At 58.8% G+C, this 18661-nt stretch carries 26 protein-coding genes and 1 riboswitch; of the genes, 10 read left to right on the top strand and 16 right to left on the bottom strand.

The genetic code is table 11. From position 1 onward, the window contains the following. Positions 1-77: 77 nt before the first annotated feature. The 6 genes from ettA to ACZ5C3_RS22365 all read left to right on the top strand — a co-directional run bounded on the left by ettA (position 78) and on the right by ACZ5C3_RS22365 (position 5465). Entirely contained in the window at positions 78-1727 is a 1650-nt protein-coding gene (gene ettA, locus ACZ5C3_RS22390) for an energy-dependent translational throttle protein EttA (RefSeq protein WP_464044283.1), read from the top strand. Positions 1728-1825: 98 nt separating this feature from the next. Beyond that, positions 1826-2323 (top strand): MarR family transcriptional regulator, encoded by a 498-nt coding sequence (locus tag ACZ5C3_RS22385; RefSeq protein ID WP_464044282.1) that lies wholly within the window; start codon positions 1826-1828, stop codon positions 2321-2323. A 79-nt stretch (positions 2324-2402) separates the two neighbouring features. After that, the gene (locus ACZ5C3_RS22380) at positions 2403-2588 is read left to right on the top strand and encodes a hypothetical protein (protein ID WP_464033130.1); all 186 of its coding nucleotides are present in this window, start codon (positions 2403-2405) and stop codon (positions 2586-2588) included. Positions 2589-2671: 83 nt separating this feature from the next. After that, positions 2672-3442 carry a trans-aconitate 2-methyltransferase gene (gene tam, locus ACZ5C3_RS22375; protein ID WP_464033129.1) on the top strand — a complete coding sequence of 257 codons (771 nt, stop codon included), beginning with the start codon at positions 2672-2674 and terminating at the stop codon, positions 3440-3442. Positions 3443-3591: 149 nt separating this feature from the next. Further along, a complete protein-coding gene (locus ACZ5C3_RS22370; RefSeq protein ID WP_464033128.1) occupies positions 3592-4206 on the top strand; it encodes a TIGR00645 family protein in 615 nt (204 codons plus the stop codon). Next, the gene (locus tag ACZ5C3_RS22365) at positions 4206-5465 is read left to right on the top strand and encodes a lytic murein transglycosylase (protein WP_464033126.1); all 1260 of its coding nucleotides are present in this window, start codon (positions 4206-4208) and stop codon (positions 5463-5465) included. The genes ACZ5C3_RS22370 and ACZ5C3_RS22365 overlap by 1 nt, the downstream gene beginning before the upstream one ends. Before the next feature lie 99 nt (positions 5466-5564). Here the strand turns inward: ACZ5C3_RS22365 and ACZ5C3_RS22360 are convergent, their stop codons facing one another. The 5 genes from ACZ5C3_RS22360 to ACZ5C3_RS22340 all read right to left on the bottom strand — a co-directional run bounded on the left by ACZ5C3_RS22360 (position 5565) and on the right by ACZ5C3_RS22340 (position 8427). Next, positions 5565-5846: a hypothetical protein gene (locus ACZ5C3_RS22360; protein WP_464033125.1), complete on the bottom strand. Its 282-nt coding sequence runs from the start codon at positions 5844-5846 to the stop codon at positions 5565-5567. A gap of 280 nt (positions 5847-6126) precedes the next feature. Beyond that, positions 6127-6420, bottom strand: a complete 294-nt coding sequence (locus ACZ5C3_RS22355) for a hypothetical protein (RefSeq protein ID WP_464033123.1) — start codon at positions 6418-6420, stop codon at positions 6127-6129. A 241-nt stretch (positions 6421-6661) separates the two neighbouring features. Beyond that, positions 6662-7030 (bottom strand): hypothetical protein, encoded by a 369-nt coding sequence (locus ACZ5C3_RS22350; protein WP_464033122.1) that lies wholly within the window; start codon positions 7028-7030, stop codon positions 6662-6664. A 262-nt stretch (positions 7031-7292) separates the two neighbouring features. Then, the gene (locus tag ACZ5C3_RS22345) at positions 7293-7781 is read right to left on the bottom strand and encodes a CinA family protein (RefSeq protein WP_464033121.1); all 489 of its coding nucleotides are present in this window, start codon (positions 7779-7781) and stop codon (positions 7293-7295) included. Between the two features lie 40 nt (positions 7782-7821). Continuing rightward, positions 7822-8427, bottom strand: a complete 606-nt coding sequence (locus ACZ5C3_RS22340) for an MSMEG_1061 family FMN-dependent PPOX-type flavoprotein (protein WP_464033120.1) — start codon at positions 8425-8427, stop codon at positions 7822-7824. Positions 8428-8660: 233 nt separating this feature from the next. Here ACZ5C3_RS22340 and ACZ5C3_RS22335 point away from each other — a divergent pair, with 233 nt between their 5' ends. From ACZ5C3_RS22335 to ACZ5C3_RS22320, 4 genes are all read left to right on the top strand, one after another. Beyond that, complete coding sequence (locus ACZ5C3_RS22335; RefSeq protein WP_464038401.1) at positions 8661-8933, top strand: (2Fe-2S)-binding protein; 273 nt, start codon at positions 8661-8663, stop codon at positions 8931-8933. Positions 8934-9066: 133 nt separating this feature from the next. Next, a complete protein-coding gene (gene bfr / locus ACZ5C3_RS22330; RefSeq protein WP_464033118.1) occupies positions 9067-9555 on the top strand; it encodes a bacterioferritin in 489 nt (162 codons plus the stop codon). A gap of 69 nt (positions 9556-9624) precedes the next feature. Next, positions 9625-9891: a DUF2277 domain-containing protein gene (locus ACZ5C3_RS22325; protein ID WP_464033116.1), complete on the top strand. Its 267-nt coding sequence runs from the start codon at positions 9625-9627 to the stop codon at positions 9889-9891. 420 nt (positions 9892-10311) lie between these two features. Next, the gene (locus tag ACZ5C3_RS22320) at positions 10312-10752 is read left to right on the top strand and encodes a hypothetical protein (protein ID WP_464033115.1); all 441 of its coding nucleotides are present in this window, start codon (positions 10312-10314) and stop codon (positions 10750-10752) included. 36 nt (positions 10753-10788) lie between these two features. Here ACZ5C3_RS22320 and ACZ5C3_RS22315 read toward each other — a convergent pair whose 3' ends face one another. From ACZ5C3_RS22315 to ACZ5C3_RS22265, 11 genes are all read right to left on the bottom strand, one after another. Beyond that, positions 10789-11253 carry a DUF6691 family protein gene (locus tag ACZ5C3_RS22315; RefSeq protein WP_464044281.1) on the bottom strand — a complete coding sequence of 155 codons (465 nt, stop codon included), beginning with the start codon at positions 11251-11253 and terminating at the stop codon, positions 10789-10791. A 2-nt stretch (positions 11254-11255) separates the two neighbouring features. After that, positions 11256-11684, bottom strand: a complete 429-nt coding sequence (locus ACZ5C3_RS22310) for a YeeE/YedE family protein (RefSeq protein ID WP_464033111.1) — start codon at positions 11682-11684, stop codon at positions 11256-11258. A 132-nt stretch (positions 11685-11816) separates the two neighbouring features. Then, positions 11817-12359 (bottom strand): hypothetical protein, encoded by a 543-nt coding sequence (locus tag ACZ5C3_RS22305; RefSeq protein ID WP_464033110.1) that lies wholly within the window; start codon positions 12357-12359, stop codon positions 11817-11819. Positions 12360-12412: 53 nt separating this feature from the next. Then, on the bottom strand, positions 12413-12700 hold the full coding sequence (locus ACZ5C3_RS22300; RefSeq protein ID WP_464033108.1) for a hypothetical protein: 288 nt from the start codon (positions 12698-12700) through the stop codon (positions 12413-12415). Positions 12701-12730: 30 nt separating this feature from the next. Next, the gene (locus tag ACZ5C3_RS22295; protein WP_464033106.1) at positions 12731-13081 is read right to left on the bottom strand and encodes an enhanced serine sensitivity protein SseB C-terminal domain-containing protein; all 351 of its coding nucleotides are present in this window, start codon (positions 13079-13081) and stop codon (positions 12731-12733) included. A 255-nt stretch (positions 13082-13336) separates the two neighbouring features. After that, on the bottom strand, positions 13337-13870 hold the full coding sequence (locus ACZ5C3_RS22290; protein WP_464033104.1) for a collagen-like protein: 534 nt from the start codon (positions 13868-13870) through the stop codon (positions 13337-13339). Positions 13871-14026: 156 nt separating this feature from the next. Then, a complete protein-coding gene (gene thiC / locus ACZ5C3_RS22285; RefSeq protein ID WP_464044280.1) occupies positions 14027-15925 on the bottom strand; it encodes a phosphomethylpyrimidine synthase ThiC in 1899 nt (632 codons plus the stop codon). Between the two features lie 31 nt (positions 15926-15956). After that, positions 15957-16565 carry a thiamine phosphate synthase gene (locus ACZ5C3_RS22280; RefSeq protein WP_464033100.1) on the bottom strand — a complete coding sequence of 203 codons (609 nt, stop codon included), beginning with the start codon at positions 16563-16565 and terminating at the stop codon, positions 15957-15959. Next, positions 16552-17346, bottom strand: a complete 795-nt coding sequence (locus ACZ5C3_RS22275) for a thiazole synthase (RefSeq protein ID WP_464033099.1) — start codon at positions 17344-17346, stop codon at positions 16552-16554. Before ACZ5C3_RS22275 ends, ACZ5C3_RS22280 begins: the two co-directional genes overlap by 14 nt. Before the next feature lie 2 nt (positions 17347-17348). Then, entirely contained in the window at positions 17349-17546 is a 198-nt protein-coding gene (thiS, locus tag ACZ5C3_RS22270) for a sulfur carrier protein ThiS (RefSeq protein ID WP_464033098.1), read from the bottom strand. Next, the gene (locus tag ACZ5C3_RS22265; protein ID WP_464033096.1) at positions 17537-18559 is read right to left on the bottom strand and encodes an FAD-dependent oxidoreductase; all 1023 of its coding nucleotides are present in this window, start codon (positions 18557-18559) and stop codon (positions 17537-17539) included. Before ACZ5C3_RS22265 ends, thiS begins: the two co-directional genes overlap by 10 nt. After that, positions 18547-18656, bottom strand: a riboswitch (TPP riboswitch). (Overlaps the previous gene by 13 nt.) Positions 18657-18661 lie beyond the last annotated feature (5 nt).

Below are 18661 nucleotides of genomic sequence, written 5' to 3'. Positions count from 1 at the left end.
AAGGTTGCCCTTTGCTGTTCCCGCCGCTACATCAGGAGCAGCAAAATTTCCCTCGCATTCCCGTCTCAAGGATCACGATGGCTCGCCAGTTCGTCTATTTCATGCAGGGCCTGACCAAGGCCTATCCCACCCGCAAAGTGCTCGATAACGTCCACCTCTCGTTCTATCCGGACGCCAAGATCGGTGTGCTTGGTGTCAACGGTTCGGGTAAGTCGACGCTACTGAAGATCATGGCGGGCATCGACAAGGATTATAACGGCGAGGCATGGGTCGCTGAGGGCGCGCGCGTCGGCTACCTCGAGCAGGAGCCGCAACTCGACGCGACCAAGAGCGTGCGTGAAAATGTCATGGAAGGTGTCGCCAAGCAGAAGGCGATCCTCGACCGCTATAACGAACTCGCGGTGAACTATTCCGAAGAAACCGCCGACGAGATGACCAAGCTGCAGGACGAGATCGAGGCCCAAGGGCTATGGGATCTCGACAGCAAGGTCGACCAGGCAATGGACGCGTTGCGCTGTCCGCCGGACGACGCTGATGTCACCAAGCTTTCCGGCGGTGAGCGTCGTCGCGTCGCCCTGTGTCGTCTCTTGCTCGATCAGCCGGAACTGCTGCTGCTCGACGAACCGACCAACCACCTCGATGCGGAATCGGTGTCGTGGCTGGAAGGCCATCTGCGCAATTATCCCGGCGCGATCCTGATCGTGACCCACGATCGCTACTTCCTCGACAACGTGACGGGCTGGATTTTGGAGCTCGATCGCGGCCGCGGCATTCCTTACGAGGGCAATTACTCCTCGTGGCTTGTCCAGAAGCAGAAGCGCCTCGAGCAGGAAGGCCGCGAAGACGCAGCGCACCAGAAGACATTGGCGCGCGAGCAGGAGTGGATCGCGGCATCGCCGAAGGCGCGTCAGGCCAAATCCAAGGCGCGCTACCAGCGCTATGAAGAGCTGCTTAAGCAGGCCAGCGAGAAGCAGACCCAGACCGCGCAGATCATCATTCCGGTGGCTGAACGTTTGGGCAACAATGTCGTGGACTTCGAAGGCCTCAGCAAAGGTTTTGGCGATCGGCTGCTGATCGACAACTTGACCTTCAACCTACCGCCCGGTGGCATCGTTGGCGTGATTGGCGCAAACGGCGCCGGCAAGACCACACTGTTCAAGATGATTACCAAGCAGGAACAGCCGGACGCCGGTGTCATCACCGTCGGCGAGACTGTTCATCTTGGTTACGTCGACCAGTCGCGCGATGCGCTCGACGGAAAGAAGACTGTGTGGGAGGAAATTTCCGGCGGCAACGACCTGATCCTGCTCGGCAAGAAGGAAGTGAATTCGCGCGGCTACTGCTCGGCGTTTAACTTTAAAGGCGCTGATCAGCAGAAGAAGGTCGGCGCACTGTCGGGTGGTGAGCGCAATCGCGTGCACCTCGCCAAGATGCTGAGGTCCGGCGCCAACGTGTTGCTGCTCGACGAACCAACCAACGATCTCGACGTCGATACGCTGCGTGCGCTCGAAGAGGCGCTGGAAGATTTCGCCGGTTGCGCTGTTATCATCAGCCACGATCGCTGGTTTCTGGACCGCATCGCCACCCACATTCTTGCGTTCGAGGGCGACAGCCACGTCGAATGGTTCGAGGGCAATTTCCAGGATTACGAGAAGGACAAGATGCGCCGTCTCGGCCAGGACTCGGTCATTCCCCATCGTGTGAAGTATAAGAAACTCACGCGGTGATCGAACTGCTGGACAACAACATCGATGTGCAAGGAGCGCTCGCTCCTCGCTATCGACGTTGCGGGACCTGACGAGAGGACTCATAGGCCGGTGACTGCATGCAGGAGCGCAACAAGCCACTGACCTCCGGAGAGATCGCGGCCACTCCAGCAAGCCCCATTGCCGCAAGTGAAAGTACACTCAGCCCTGAAGAACGGGCGGCGCTTGCCATAGACGTTGCATGGGTCGACTGGCGTTCCGAGTTCCGGCGCAAGGTGCTGGCCTCGGGCGTTTTGAAACGGGCGTGGCGCAGTGTGTTCGAAGCCGACATGATCTTCAGCATTGTCGCGCATCGTTGGTTGACCGGACAACTGATCACGCACAAGGAACTCGCTACCTATTTCGAGCAGTTTGCCACTGAGGCGACCGTGTCGCGTCACCTCAGCGATATGGAAGAGGCGGGCATGATCGTCCGTCAAACCGATCCGAATGATCGACGCCGTATTTTCCTGCTGCCTACGGAGCGGCTCGAAACCGTCGGTCGCGAATTCCTGCAAGCCCGGATTCGGACCATGCGCGAGCAGGGGTTTGTGTGGGCCGGCGTCGCCGGAAACTGACCGCAAAACTGCAATCGATCCTGCGTGAAATCACCGGCCAGCGCCTGTAAGGGTGAAGATCTTTCGACGGAGGAAGATCATGGTGCTCAATTTCATTGCGATGGCGCTGGTGATTTCATTGCTCATGCCCGGCTCAATGCTGTCTGTTTTCGACAGCCCGGCGAGAACCCAACGTCTCGCGCAACTGCCCGTGAAGCAGGCATCCCTGAAGGAGGGAAAAAGGTGCATGCGCTTTGAGCAGAAGGAACGACCGACCCCCTGTTAACATGCCTTCGCATGACGTCCGTAATCTGGCCATCGTTTGCCGCCTGACGTAAAAGGGGGCGAGCAAGAGCATGGAGCGTACGGATGGCCGACTGGAGTGCGGAGCAGTACCTTAAGTTCGAGGATCAGCGCACCCGGGCGGCGCGCGATTTGCTGGCCCAGGTCCCGCTGCAACAGGCCCGCCAGGTCGTCGATATCGGGTGCGGGCCGGGAAACTCGACCGAGTTGCTGTCCAAACGCTGGCCCGAGGCCCGCATCACCGGTATCGACACGTCAGCGGATATGCTGCGGCAGGCGCGGGAACGTCTCCCGCAGCACCAATTCATCGAAGCCAACATATCGCACTGGGCTCCTCAAGCCGGCACCGATGTGCTGTTCGCGAACGCGATCTTTCAATGGGTGCCGGATCATCTGACACAACTCAAGCGCCTCGTCAGCAAGTTGCCGGAAGGCGGCGTGCTCGCGGTGCAGATGCCGGACAATCTCGAGGAGCCATCGCATATCCTGATGCGCGAGGTGGCCCGGCTCGAACCGTTCCGTGAGCAACTTGCGCACGCGGCTGAAGCGCGGGACGTTTTGCCGAAGCCCGGTGTCTATTACGATGCGCTGAGGCCGCTATGCCGGAACATCGATATCTGGCACACGGTTTACAATCATGTGCTCGACGATACTCAGGCCATCGTCGAATGGGTAAAGGGGACCGGGCTTCGTCCGTTTCTTGATCCGCTCGATTTCCCGGAGCGCAAGGAGTTCCTCGAGGCCTATAGCGTGCGCATCGCGGCGAGCTATCTGCCGCAAGCGGACGGCAAGGTATTGCTGCGTTTTCCGAGATTTTTCGTTGTTGCAACCCGATGAGACGCGCTTTACCGGGTGATCTCCGCAATGCTGACATCATGATGTCGGAGCGGAGAAAAATTCTGCGGTTAAACGCCGCTGCGGCGCAGCTCGACAGAATCGGACATGCTCCCCAATTGAGAGATTCCAGATAGCCGGAGCTTTTGTTAATGACGCCGACGCCTGATACGCCTTTCCCACCATCTGGCAAGACATTGCGCCCGATTCCGATGTTGATCTTTGGATCGCGCTGGCTGCAATTGCCGCTGTATGTCGGGTTAATCGTCGCGCAGGGTGTCTATGTCGTGCTCTTTTTGAAGGAGCTTTGGCACCTCATCACTCATTCGTTCGATTTTTCCGAGCAGCAGATCATGCTGGTGGTGCTCGGCTTGATCGACGTGGTGATGATCTCGAACCTGCTGGTGATGGTGATCGTCGGCGGCTATGAAACCTTCGTCTCGCGGCTCAATCTGCGGGGACACCCGGATGAGCCGGAATGGCTCAGCCACGTCAACGCAAGCGTGCTGAAGATTAAGCTGGCAATGGCGATCATCGGCATTTCTTCGATCCATCTGCTGCGGACCTTCATCGAAGCCGGCAACCTCGGCGGCACTGGCCGCACCACAAACTATACGGATACCGGCGTGATGTGGCAGACCATCATCCATGTGGTCTTTATCTTCTCGGCGGTAGGCATAGCCTATGTGGATCGCATTTCGAACGGACCAGTGTTTGCACCCGACGGACAGCGTGCGCATAATGGGCATTCACATCACGGGCACTGATGCAGTCACCCTCACGAGCGATAGTTAGAAAGTTGTGGCGCACGATCGCGTGCGCCGCTGCGCTGTTAGCTCTCGTCGTATCTCCGGCCGCTCTTGCCGCTGATGCGGGTTTCACGCAGTTCATCACCTCGTTGTGGCCAGAGGCACAACAAGCGGGCGTATCGCGCGCAACGTTCGACGCTGAGACCCGCGGCCTAGAACCGGATTACAAATTGCCGGATCTGCTGTTGCCCGGTCGGCCCTCAACCGGTGCGCCGGCTCAGGCGGAATTTGTGCAAGTGCCCGCTGACTACCTGAAGGAAGCGAGCATCGCGCGCCTTGCTGCGGAAGGCCAGCGGCTCATGCAGCAGCATGCCGCGACGCTGAAAGCTATCGAGCAGCGGTTTGGCGTCCCCGCTACGATTATTCTCGCGATCTGGGGGCGCGAGACCGACTATGGCCGCTACACACTGCCGTATGACGGACTACGCGTGCTGGCAACGCAGGCCTATGTCGGGCGGCGTAAGGAACAGTACCGCGAGGAATTCATCGAGGCTTTGAAGCTGATCCAGAATGGCGACGTGACACGTAAGCAACTGCGCGTGTCATGGGGCGGTGCGACGGGGCTGACGCAGTTTTTGCCGTCCGAACTTCATAAGCATGGTGTCGATTTCGACGGAGACGGCCACGTCAACATCTGGACGTCGATCCCGGATGCGCTGGCCTCCGCCGCACAGCAGTTAAAGAACAAAGGCTGGCAGCCGGGATTGCGATGGGCCTACGAGGTTCGTGCGCCACGCAATGTCGATTGCACGCAAGGTGTGCCGGAAGTCACCAAACCGATCTCGGAATGGCTGCGTGAAGGGTTCGTCCCGGTGCGAGGACTGCGCTTGAGTGCAGCTGAACAGGCGCAGAGTGCTTCACTCTTGCAGCCCGAGGGAATTTACGGCCCGGCCTTTCTCACCACGCCGAACTACTTCGTGATCAAGGAATACAATTTCTCGGATCTATATGTGCTGTTCGTCGGTCATCTCAGCGATCGCATGACGGATCCGCAGCCGTTCGCGACTCCATGGTCGGCATCGACGCAACTGCGCAGCACCGATGTGGAGGCGATGCAGAAAAATCTCACCCGCCTCGGTCTCTACAATTCGAAGCTCGACGGTAAGGCGGGGATGCAGACGCGTGCGGCGTTGGGTGCTTACCAGAAAAAGGCGGGGCTCAAGGTCGACTGCTGGCCAAGCCAAGACGTGCTGCGTGCGATGAATGCCGGGCGATAGTGTCCGTTTTGTCAAACGTGGTTTCAAAGAAAAACCCGGCCGTTTGACGGGCCGGGTTTGAAAACTCAAATCTCACGACTGACGTGAGAGGCGGTCAGATCAATCGCAAACCTGAACGCGGCGGAAACGCCAAGCGTAACCATCCCAGAACTTCTCGCGAACGAGACGGCAGGCAGGCTCTTCAACGTAAACAGGGGCCGGAGCGGCATAGGCCGGGCGGCTGTTGGCAATGGCTGCGCCGGCGATCGCGCCGCCGAGAATGCCCAGGCCCACGCCAGCAGCGATTGCGCCACCGTCTCGTGCGTTAGCGGCTGGCATTGCAGTTGCCAGCGATCCAGCAACCGTCACAGCAGCGAGGAATGCCGAAAGTGCCTTCTTCATATGTTTCATCTCCTCAGATCACGCCACAGCCCGGCGCAAGGCGATTGGTTTAAGGACCAACAACTCAAGTGGAATGATGTTGAGGGCCCCAGTTTGATTGCCCCGTATCGAGCGGAGCATCCGTTCATCCCCAGATACCAATATACAGAAGATTCTGAGGCATGGTCCTTAAAAAACCGCCCGGAACGGCGATTTTACCGTTCCGAACGTCATAATTCTTCAAACCGAGGCTACAGAGCCGCATATCTAACCTTGGTTTTCAGGCCTTATCCGCGGACCGTTATCCGCAGACTTGGACCCGGCGAATGCGCCAGCCATAGCCGTCCCAGAAGCGCTGGCTCTGCCAGTAGCAAGGGGCGGCTACGTAGGCCGGACCGCCGTAATACCCGTAGCCCGGGCCGTAGTAGCCGTAGCCACTGTTCGCGGCGATGCCGCCGATGATCGCGCCGGCAGCCAAGCCGCCGATTACACCGGCTGCAACACGTCCGCCGCGCGCCTCTGCCGGGGCAGGCGCTGCGAGTGCGGTAACTGCGAGGGTGGCGGCAGTGGCAACCGCCAGAACGACCTTCTTCATGGCTTCACCTTTTTCAACGTTCACGACACACGATAACGAATGTCGGAGGTGATAGTTGCAGACGCAGCTTGAACGGAAACTGAACGGCATCGTCAGCTTTTTGCCATCATTCAGAAAATCGCCGTGCCATAATGGTTAAAGCGCGAAACAAAAACGGCGCCTCGCGATATGCGATGACGCCGTTTTTGGTTTCTGATGCAGAGCGCCGGAAACCTCCGGCACCACAGCTTTACGTAGATGATTAGAAGAGCGACGCGTACTGCGTCAGACCCGCGCTCTGGACGAGACGCATGGCGGTCTGCTTCTGATTGTCGTCAAGACGAGCGAACAACGCGGAGGCTGCAGGGGCAAAGCGGCGAACGGCGGCTTCATTAACCTGCGGCTCGCGGGCAAGCGCACGCAACGCGTTGGCAACTGCAGGCCAATACTTTTCTTGATCGGCTTTCAGCTTGAGCGCTGCGCGATAACGCATGATCGCGACTTCGTTCATTGCAGCCTTGAACATCGAAACGCGTGCAGGCTTCGCTGGAGCTTCACCACCCATCTCCTGGGCGACGACGGGTGTGCACATAGCAACAGCCAGTGCAATCGCGATCGGCAATTTTCGCATTTCTCTCACTTTGTAATGATTGGATGACGTGCGCGGGGCGTAGGGGCCATATGTGACCAAAATGCGTTCTGTTGGGTTAATATTCTGGAAAAAACTCAATTCCTTTTCATTAAGGTTTCCGTAAGGAATATTTGTCCGCAATTACAAGGGTTTCTGGACCCGCGTAACATTCGCTGACGAAAGTTGATGTGTGAAAAACGCGGAACTATCCGCGTGAATCCATCGATCAACGCTGATGAAACTCAGTGTCAGCGATTTTGTTTCAGCGTCTCGCGCTGATCATCTCGTCGAACAACCCGAGTGCGCGAAGTGCAAAGGCGCGCATGTTGTCAACGCGATCGCTGTTGCCGGTTTCTAACGTGATTGTTCGTGCAATAGGACCGGCAACGGCCATGCAGGAATGTCCCGCAGCGTCGCCATAGCGATTGCCTGTCGGGCCTGTCGCGCCGGTTTCACTCAGTCCCCACGTGGTGTTGAGAAGTTCGCGCGCGCGTGACGCGAGCAGTGCGGCGTAGGGTTCTGTTGCACCACGCATGCCTTCCATTTCTTCCTTCGTGATGTTCACGAGTGCAGCGCGCGCACGCGGCGTGTAGATCACACCGCCACCACGGTAGAAAGCGGACGCACCCGGCACCGAAAGTAGTGCTGCGGAAATCAATCCGCCGGTTGAGGATTCCGCAACGCCAACGGTTTCGCCTCGCGCGATCAGCGACGCAGCAATCTTCTCTGCAAGTGGCAGCAGCTTTTCCATTCTTGTGTCCTTCAGAGATGCGTCGCGATGATGCGATGGTTTAGAGTAGTGTCTTGAACCGGGCTTCCACCTGTTCATGGGATTCAGGTGTGCCCATTCCGGTCTGCTCGTGGATCACTTCGCTGATGCTAGGTTGTGCGGAGCGTGCCACGCGTGCATCGGGTGACCAAAGCTTGGAGCGCATGAGTGCCTTACCGCAGTGAAAATAAGCTTCGCGCACGGAGACATCCAACACGGCACGCGGCGCCTTGCCGAATTCAATCATGGCCTGCAGCAATTCCGGATCCGCAGATACTTTTGCGTCGCCGCCAACACGTAACGTCTCATCAAGCCCAGGCACGAAGAAGATCAATTGAACGTAGCCTGAGCCGCTGAGTACGTTGCGAAAACTATCGATGCGGTTGTTGCCCGCGCGATCCGGCATCAGCAGACGATCGCCATCCTTGACTGAGACAAAACCCGGATTGCCGCCACGTGGTGAAGCGTCGACAGTGCCATCGGGGCCGGCGGTGGCCAGCACGCAAAACGGCGACAGGCTGATGAAGTTAGCGGCGTGACGATCGATCCGCGACAGTGCTTTTGCAACGACGCGTTCGGAAGGCGCGGGATAGATAGTTTTGAGATCGCCAAACCCGATATCGGTCACTGTTCGCTCTCCCTCGTGTAGTGGTTTAGAAGTTCGCTTCATTTTCTCCGCGAGTCCTTTAAGCGAACTTCGCCGAGCGCAAGTGGGAAGCCTTCTTTTTAGATCGATTCCAATATGAACAACGTACGCTCGCCTAGTTTGGAATAGCTTAAAACTGGCTGTTTTGCTTTTGCATCCTAGGCGCTGCTGAAATATCCATGGGTCAACGTCCTCACAGGTTGCCCAATCAATCCATGATCGTTTGTTCCTGTAACGTCCTGACCGACCACGACGTCCGCAATGCCGTGGTCAAGGAATTGCCGCGTACCGCCGGGCAGGTCTATGGCTGCCTCGGCTGCAGCGCCCAATGCGGCCGCTGCGCACGCACCATCAAGAAAATCATGGATGAAGCGCTGGGACCCTGCGCGAAGTCCTGCTGTGCCGGCTGCCCGCACTCCGAGCAGCGCCAAGCTGAGACCCACACGCATCACCATGCGGTGGTCCTGCCGACCGAGATCGCTGCCTGATCCCTCACGGAACCTTATCCCCAGCCCTGTTTAGAGCCCGAAAGGCGCTTGTTCTCTGCTCCGATCTGATTTAGAACGTTTCTAAATTGGATTTCGGGACCGTTTGGGACGGTTCCCTGCAATGGAGTGCATCATGAGAGGCGACGCGAGGGTCATCGAATATCTCAACAAGGGCCTGCGCAGCGAGCTGACCGCTATCAACCAGTATTGGCTGCACTACCGCTTGTTGGACAACTGGGGCCTCAACGAGATGTCCAAGGTGTGGCGCAAGGAATCCATCGAGGAGATGCATCACGCCGACCGTTTCACGGATAGGATTCTGTTCCTCGATGGGTTCCCGAACATGCAGGTTCTGGATCCGTTGCGGATCGGTCAGAACGTGAAGGAAATCATCGAGTGTGATCTTGCGGCGGAACACGGCGCTCGCGATCTCTACCAGGAGGCCGCGACCTACTGCCATAGCGTCAAGGACTACGTCTCGCGCGATTTGTTCGAGAGCCTGATGAAGGACGAGGAAGGTCACATCGATTTTCTTGAGACCCAACTCGACCTGATCAACCGCGTCGGCATCGAACTCTACACCCAGAAGCACATGGGTGGTTTGGAGAAAGACGATCACTGAGCGGAGTTTCCGCTTATTCGTCTAGCGGCCTCGCGTTGAAGACGTGGTCATACTGGCGAAGGAGCCAACATGTGCCGCAATATTAAAACGCTCTTCAACTTCGAGCCGCCGGCGACCGAGGACGAGATTCATGCTTCCGCGCTGCAGTTCGTGCGGAAGCTCTCCGGTTTCAACGCGCCTTCAAAGGCGAACGAAGATGCATTCAATCGTGCGGTCATGGAGGTGTCCGATGCCGCGCGCCGTCTGCTGACATCGCTTGAAACCGCAGCGGCGCCGCGCGACCGTGAGCTCGAGGCCGAGAAAGCGCGGGAGCGGAATAGGGCGCGGTTTGGCTGACCGTTACGATCAGTCTAGCCAAGGATCGGAAAATCATCGGGGCTCGCGCAAGCGGGCCTCGTTTCATTTTGAGCGGAGTGATTCGCCGTTGCATCGGCCCTGATGGGTACTGCGCAACCCCCTCGTACAGGATGAAACGCGTTTGCGAATCTGTTCGATGCGCTAAAGTCCGCGCCGCTAGGGCGGACTTTAGATTCGGGACATAGTGGAGTGGATTTGACATTCGCTACCGACCTTGCGGCAATTTCTGGAAGCGAATGTCAAATCCAAAACTCCACTATAGAATCTTATATTTACTAGTGGTCTTTTGATTCTAACATTCGCTGGAAGTGCCCGCCGAAAAACGGGATGCGAATGTTAGAATCAGACCACTAGTGCGCTTTACGCATTCGTTCACCGCTATTGCACGGAGAAGTCTTCATGCGGTTTTCATCCACCATTCATATCGCGTTGATTGCCCTGGCGACGCTCGTCGGGATCAGTTTCTCATCATCCGCCCATGCCGATAGCGGGACCGTGTCGCTCGTCATCTACAAGGCCGGATGGTTCATCGGTGGCTCGGGCGGCTCTGGCACGCTCACCTTCCGCGGCAGGACTTATTCGTTGGCCACGGGCGGACTGGACTATGGACTTGTATTCGGCGGCTCGAAGACGGTGCTGCGTGGGCGCGTAAGCAATATCAACCGTCCGTCCGACGTCGCTGGTGTTTACGGCGCAGCCGGCGCAGGTATCGCGGTCGGCAGCGGCGCGCGCGCGATTGTGCTCACCAATCAGAAGGGCGCGGTACTGGAGTTGTCCGGACGGCAGACTGGTCTGATGGCGAATGCCGACCTGAGCGGGCTTGCGATTACCATGAAGTAACCGGTAGAGGCGCTTCTCTTTCGATGGAGAGGCGCCTCAGCCATCAGCGGTCGCAACGGTGGTCTCCGCCGTCGTGATCCCGGAGAGCTTATGTTTATCCCAGGCCTCAAAGCCCAGCATGCCTGCGGCCATGGCGGCGACGAATACAATCACGGGCAGGCTGAGACCGGCGAGATTGACCAGCGCCGGACCGGGACAGAGGCCAACCAGACCCCAGCCGATACCGAAAAGCGTTGCACCGACGACAATAGGGGCGTCGATATCCCGGCGCGTCGGCCACAGACTCTGCGCGGCTAGAATTGGCAGGCCGCGCCGCCGGGTGAGAGCAAAGCCAATGCTTGCAACTACAACCGCACCGGCCATGACGAATGCCAGTGTCGCGTCCCACGCGCCGAAGATATCAAGGAAGCCCAGCACCTTCTCCGTCTGCGTCATGCCTGAAATCAGCAATCCGGCGCCGAAGACGAGACCGCAGAGAAAGCTCGCGAGAATGAGCCGCATGATCAGCCTCCGATGATGTGACGTGTGATGGCGACCGTTGCGATGGCCGCCGCCATGAAAATGACAGTGGCCACCATCGAGCGCGCCGACAGCCGCGCGATGCCGCATACGCCGTGGCCTGAGGTACAGCCGCCGCCCAACCGGCTGCCGAAGCCGACAAACAGACCTGCAATGGCAATCAAGATCAGGCTTGCCGGCATTGTGGGCGCGGGCAAGGGGGTACCTAACGCAAACACCGCGATGAGTGGTGCTGCGATTAGCCCTGCCAAGAAAGCCAGCCGCCAGTTGCGGTCAGTCGAACTGGGCGAGATAAGTCCGCCGAAGATGCCACTGATCCCGGCAATACGTCCGGTCAGCAGCATCAGCGCTGACGCGGCAAGCCCGATGAGCGCGCCGCCGAGCAACCCAGAGAGAGGCGTGAAGTTGTGCATGGGCCGGCGTCCTTCTCACATGCATCGTCGCATTCTAGCAAAAACGTACGGTTGCGATGATGCTATCACAGCGCACTACTACAGTGCGACAGGGTCTGGCCGCGGCCTTCGCGCCTGCGCTTAGTTACGCTCCTATGGGCATAACTTTAACGTGTCGACCTCGTCCGCTTCTTCCTCGTAACCCGCAGCATACATGAGAGGCACTACGCGCTCTGTCCAAATGTATCCAGGCTCGGATTTGTGCAGATATCCAAGCGGGACAAGCGCATCAAGTACAGATGTCAACCGACCGTCTTTGCCGAATGGAACATCGCGTTGGGTCGAAAATCCCCAATACTCCGTTCCATAGTCTCCGAACAGGGTGATGAGCGTTATTAGCAGTTCATCGAAATTCGGACCGTGTTTCCAGTTGGACATAGCGATGTGACACGCATCATCTGGTTTGCAATCCATTATAAAATGATGAGCCCAACCGCCCTCTTCATCGAGAGGTTTGAGAATTCGTAGCTTCCAGAGAGAGACGGCGACTGCCTCAAATGTCGAATCCGAAATGTGATCGTAAACCGGCTCAGTTACGCCTGGAAATTTAAAGCCGTTGTTTTCAGCAGAGTAATGTGCGTGCCAAGCGAGCGCTTGGGCCATGCGGCCATAAGCGGTCTTTTCCAATTCATTCATGATCGCACCGAATGCGAAGTCGAGTTAAGACACAACATGTCATACGGTGAAGTTCACTTCCGCCCCGCCTCTTTCCAGCACATTTCATGCGCCGGCGGATAGGTGTGTTCCAGCGCACTGATGCTGTCGAACGGCTCGTTGTCGTCGACGACCTCCTGCATGCATGTGCAATATTTTCGCAGCTTTTTTGGCTGCTCCTTGCTCATCTGGCGTTGCGCCATGCAGGTGTTGATCCACGCGCGGTCGGCATTCGAAAGTTTGGCAGCTAGCGCGGGGGACAAAATGTTGATGGCGACAAGGAAGAGCGTTGCGCCAAACAAAACTGCTTTATTTCTGATCATTGCATACCAAGGGCATGGACCATAGCGTTATCAAGCGGAGCGTTCATAGAAAGGCGGACACACACGGCTGATTGCCGCATTCTGTTCGTCTGACAGGAAGATCATGTCGAGCTGTGCGTCAGCGTTGAAAATAGCTTTAAAGACACCGCTGATCTGTTTAATGAGTTCTTCGCTATCGTCGTACTTAGTCAGCAGGCCAAGGATCACACCGTTGACTTTGCCGTCATAAACGACCCGCGCAAGATAGGCTCGCGTGACATCGCGGTCCCGACGAAGCAAGTCTGAGACTGCGTTCTTCAATTGCCGCTCGGGAACGCCATCCTGTTCGCCAACAAATAAGAGGCCTGGCGTGGGAAAGTGTTCGATCGGTCCAAGGGGCATGACGTGTCGTCTTTGGTTGGGTGGCTATGGGCTCGTTAGTTGTCTGTCGCCGGATTGTACGATGAGGTTCATGCGGCGGTGTGGGTCGGCGAAACGATAACGGCGCCGAATAAGCTCGGCTCGTTGTCGGCAAGAGTGGGCGACGCGAGCGACATCACGACAAGCGCGCCAAAAATTCCTGTCGCTGGGATAAATCCGGACGTGGTTGCATCGCCACTAGCTTCCTGGAAGGCGTCGTGGCGATCGTTGAAGACACTATTTCTTGTCCTTGCGGCGTTTCTTCTTCTTTTCTTTGTGGTCTTCGTCATCGCTGTCGTGAGCTGCTAACGCCTCGGCTTCGAGTTCGGCGAGACGCGCGGCTGCTTCCTGCTCCTCGCGTTCCCTCGCTTCACGCTCGCGCTTCCGGCGATGCTCTTCCCATGCGTCGAAAATCGTCTCCAGCCACGGCAGCATTTCCTCAAACGAGGGCAGGCGCCCGGGAGGCCCTTGTTCACCGCGTGGGCCTTGCGGCCCCGCTGGACCCGTCTGGCCTTGAGGACCTTCTGCACCGCGTGGACCTTGTGTACCGGGTTTGCCGTCCGGTCCTGCCTTGCCCTGAAGCCCCGGCTTACCCGGCGGTCCGGTGTCACCGCGCTTTCCCTGCGGGCCGGCCTTGCCCGGCACTCCAGCCTTGCCGCGCGGACCTTCCGCTCCTGGGCGGCCGGGATGACCTTGCGGTCCGGGACGTCCGGGTTTGCCTTCTGGGCCCTGCAGCCCACGCTTCGTTTGCCGAGTAGGTTCGTTCGCCACGTCGGTACTCCGAATGGTTGTTGTATTTCGACTTTTCTAACAGCGTTTTCGTGACCGCTTCAATTCAGCGGGCCTAGCACCGGGGCGTAATGTTGTTGATCGCATGAAAAAGGCCGGGAAAAACCCGGCCTTTGTCGACTTAGATCGGAAGACGGTTCACAGCGCCTTGTTGCTGTCCTTCACGGCATCGGCTTCGACATAGACCTTGCCGCCCATCTTCATGAACTTCTCGCTCATTTGCGCCATGCCATCCTCGATGGTGCCGGAGATGTTCAGGCCGACCCGGTCTGGATCGTTCAGCGTAGCGGCGTAGTCGCGCACGTCCTGCGTGATCTTCATCGAGCAGAACTTCGGTCCGCACATCGAGCAGAAGTGCGCAACCTTGTGAGCTTCCTTCGGCAGTGTTTCGTCGTGATAGGCCACCGCCGTATCCGGATCGAGACCCAGGTTGAACTGGTCCTGCCAGCGGAAGTCGAAGCGAGCGCGGGACAGTGCGTCGTCACGCAGCTGTGCCGCAGGATGACCCTTGGCGAGATCGGAGGCATGCGCCGCGATCTTGTAGGTGACAACGCCGACCTTGACGTCATCGCGGTTCGGGAGACCAAGGTGCTCCTTCGGCGTGACGTAGCAGAGCATCGCGCAGCCGAACCAGCCGATCATCGCCGCGCCGATGCCCGAAGTGATGTGGTCATAGCCCGGAGCAATGTCGGTGGTCAGTGGTCCGAGGGTGTAGAAGGGGGCTTCCCCGCATTCCTTCAACTGTTTGTCCATGTTGATTTTGATCTTGTGCATCGGCACGTGGCCGGGGCCTTCGATCATCACCTGGCAGCCCTTGTCCCATGCGATCTTGGTGAGTTCGCCGAGGGTTTCGAGTTCGGCAAACTGGGCGCGATCGTTCGCGTCGGCGATCGAACCCGGCCGCAAACCGTCACCCAGCGAGAACGATACGTCGTATTTGCGCATCAGGTCGCAGATCTCGTCGAAATGCGTGTAGAGGAAGCTCTCCTTGTGATGCGCGAGACACCACTTCGCCATGATTGAGCCGCCGCGCGAGACGATGCCGGTGACGCGGTTGGCGGTGAGCGGCACGTAGGCGAGGCGCACACCGGCGTGGATGGTGAAGTAATCGACGCCCTGTTCGCATTGTTCGATCAGCGTGTCCTTGTAGAGCTCCCAGGTCAGCTTCACCGGGTCGCCGTCGCACTTCTCCAGCGCCTGATAGATCGGCACGGTACCAATCGGGATCGGTGCGTTCCGGAGAATCCACTCGCGGGTGGTGTGGATGTTGCGGCCGGTGGACAGGTCCATCACCGTGTCGGCGCCCCAGCGGATCGCCCACACCATCTTGTCAACTTCTTCCTCGACCGACGACGTCACGGCGGAATTGCCGATGTTGGCATTGATCTTGGTCAGGAAGTTGCGGCCGATGATCATCGGCTCGAGTTCGGCGTGGTTGATGTTGCAAGGGATGATCGCGCGGCCGCGGGCGATCTCGCTGCGCACGAATTCCGGCGTGATGAATGCGGGCACCGATGCGCCGAATGACTCGCCGTCCGCGAGCGCGGTTTCAGCGCGCTCGAGCTGCTTCGTGCGGCCGATGTTCTCGCGCTCAGCGACATAGATCATCTCCTTGGTGATGATTCCCGCGCGAGCGAATTCAAGCTGGGTGATCGGCGCGTCACCAACGCCGCGCAACGGCTTGTGATGGGCCTTGAAGGCGGCTGCAGCATGCGACGCGCTGACATTGCCGTTGTCTTCGGCCTTGATCTGGCGGCCTTCATATTCTTCGACGCCACCGCGCTCCTTCACCCATTCGATGCGGGTGCGGGCGAGGCCGGCGTTGACGTCGATAATGACGTTCGGATCGGTGTAAGGGCCTGACGTGTCGTAGACAGGCAGGTTGGGCTCGCCGGCACCTTCGCTGAGAATAATCTCGCGCAGCGGCACCCGAAGATCCGGCGCGGCGTCGGGCGTCGAATAAATCTTGCGCGACGAGGGCAGGCCGCCGGTGGTCACTGCGGGCAGTGTGGTATCGGGATTGGAGCGAATGTTCATTGGCGTCCTCCTTGTGAGTCGCTTTGTTAAATCAGGCTGCTTTTGAATATTGACCGAGCCATGCACGCACACGCGAGTCCGGATCGGCGTTCTGGGTGACGTCGCTGACGACGGCGATGGAATTTGCTCCTGCGGCGAAAATGTCCGGAGCGTGTTCAAGCTTGATGCCGCCGATCGCGACCAGCGGGATATCGCCGACCGCAAGTTTCCACGCCGTGATCCGCTCAATGCCTTGCGGAGCAAAGCGCATGGCTTTCAGTGTCGTAAAGAAGATGGGGCCGAGGGCCACATAGTCCGGCTTGTGCTGGAGCGCAGTGTCCAGCTCATCCTCGTCGTGGGTTGAGAGCCCCAGTGTCAATCCGGCACGGCGGATCGCGCTGACATCGGCGTCCGCCAGATCTTCCTGGCCCAGGTGAACATGCTGTGCGCCGGCCTCGATGGCTGCGCGCCAATAGTCGTTGACCACGAGCTTGGTGGAGGACCCTTTGACCACGGCGAGCGCTTCACGGATCAAGGTGAGCGCCTGCGCGTGGTCCAGATCCTTGGCGCGCAGTTGCACGGTGCCGACGCCAAGTTTGGTCAGGCGTTTGACCCACGCAACGCTGTCGACGACGGGATAAAAACGATCAGGATACGGCATGCCAGAATGGTGTCCCAACGACAGGGGTTGAAGGAGAAGCAAAGTCGCGTGCGCCCATCAGGCCAGCCTCGAAACCGGTGCGGCCAGCTTCGATGGCGAGGCGGAATGCGTGAGCCATCGCGACAGGATCGTCAGCCTTCGCGACTGCGGTGTTGAGAAGCACAGCGTCGAAACCGAGCTCGAGGGCCTCGGCAGCATGGGACGGCGCGCCGATGCCCGCATCGACCACGAGTGTTATATCAGGCAACCGTTGCCGCAAAAGCTTGAGCGCGTCGCGACTGGTGATGCCGCGTGCGCTGCCGATCGGAGATGCCCATGGCATCGCCACCTTGCATCCAGTGTCGACAAGGCGCTGCGCCACGGACAGGTCTTCGGTGCAATAGGGGAACACTTCGAAGCCATCCTTGATCAGGATGCCCGCGGCTTCCACAAGCCCGACCACGTCGGGCTGCAATGTTTCATCGTCGGCGATGACTTCGAGTTTGATCCAGGACGTGCCGAACAGTTCGCGCGCCAGCTTTGCGGTCGTGACAGCTTCACGCACGCTCTTGCAGCCGGCGGTGTTCGGAAGCACCGTAACGCTCAACTCGCGGATCAGCGACCAGAAGGCGTCACCCGTCTTGCCGCCTGCAGTTTCGCGGCGCACGGAAACGGTCACGATCTCGCTGCCGGCTGCGCGGATCGCATCCTGCATGATCTTTGGCGACGGATAGAGCGCGCTGCCGATCAGGAAGCGTGAGGTGAATTCCTTGTCGTAGAATTTCACGGTCTTTGCAGTCATCATCATCCTCCTTGCCGGGGCGTGAGGATTTCGACGGCATCGTTGTCGTTGAGCGGTGTTTCCGCCCAGCGCGCACGGGGCACCACGTCGTAATTCACCGCGACGGCGAGATGCGTGCCTTCGTATTCGAGCTCGGCCAGCAGCGCGTCGACGCGTGTGGCGTTGGTCTCGCGGCGTTCGCCGTTGACGATCAGGAACATTGCATCACCTCGTTGTCGATGAGGCCGCGCTGCACATAGGACAAGGTCAATTCCGCCAGCGCAGGCGCCAGCAGAAAGCCGTGACGATAAAGTCCGTTGACGGAAATCCTTGCACCGTCGATGGCGATGCGCGGCAAATTGTCGGGAAAAGCGGGGCGAAGGCCGACGCCAAGCTCGACGATGCGGGCTTCGGCAAAGGCCGGGTGGACGGCATAGGCCGCGGTCAGCAATTCAAGCGCGGAGCGTACGCTCACGCGATCGTCTTCGCTCTCGATCGATGTCGCGCCGATCATGAAGCGGTTGTTGTCGCGCGGGATGATGTAGAGCGGCCAGCGAGGATGCAGCAGCCTCACCGGGCGCGCCAGCTGCACTTCATCCGTCTCGACGATGATCATTTCGCCTTTGACGCCGCGAAGGTCGGGAAATGTGTCGCGTGCGCTGAGGCCGCGGCAGTCGATCGTCAGACCAGTTTCGGTGAGCGAGGCCAGATCAGCGTCCGAACGAAAGTGAATTTCGCTACCGGCCGCAGCCAGCTTCTCACGCAATTTCGGCAACACGCTGCGCGGCTCGACATGGCCTTCCCCAGCGAAAAACAGCGCCTCGCGGAAACGGCCATCGAGAGATGGTTCAAGGCGCGCGACGCCATCAGCGCTGAGGCGCTCATGATCGGTGGTCAGTTTAGCGAATCGCTCGAAGTCAGCGCGATCGCGCGGGTGAGCCACCACAAGCGAACCGTTGAAGGGGGTTTCCGGCAGATGCTCGCGCCATAGATCCAGCGAGCGGATGCCGAGGCGTGTGATGACAGGCTCGGAGCCCTCGCGTTCGCACCACGGCGCCAACATGCCACCGGCAAAGTGGCTCGTGGCCTTCGTCATCGCGGCATCATCGCGCTCGTGTACGGTGACGTTGTAGCCCGCGCGCGCGAACAGCAGCGCATGCCAACTGCCCGCGATTCCGGCACCAATAACATTGACTGAAGACCCCCGTTGCGGGGAAGACGAATTCTGAAACATCCCTGTCCCTTCGCCGGCATGACCCGGATCAGGTTCAAAGGGTCACCGCGCCATCGCGGTATCTCAGCTCCCTGTCGGAGCTCCCCTCGGAACAGTCCCTAT

The sequence above is a fragment of the Afipia dichlorophenoxyacetatis genome (assembly GCF_055386385.1).
Note: the sequence above shows the minus strand (reverse complement) of the source record. Positions and strands in the feature narration are given on the sequence as shown.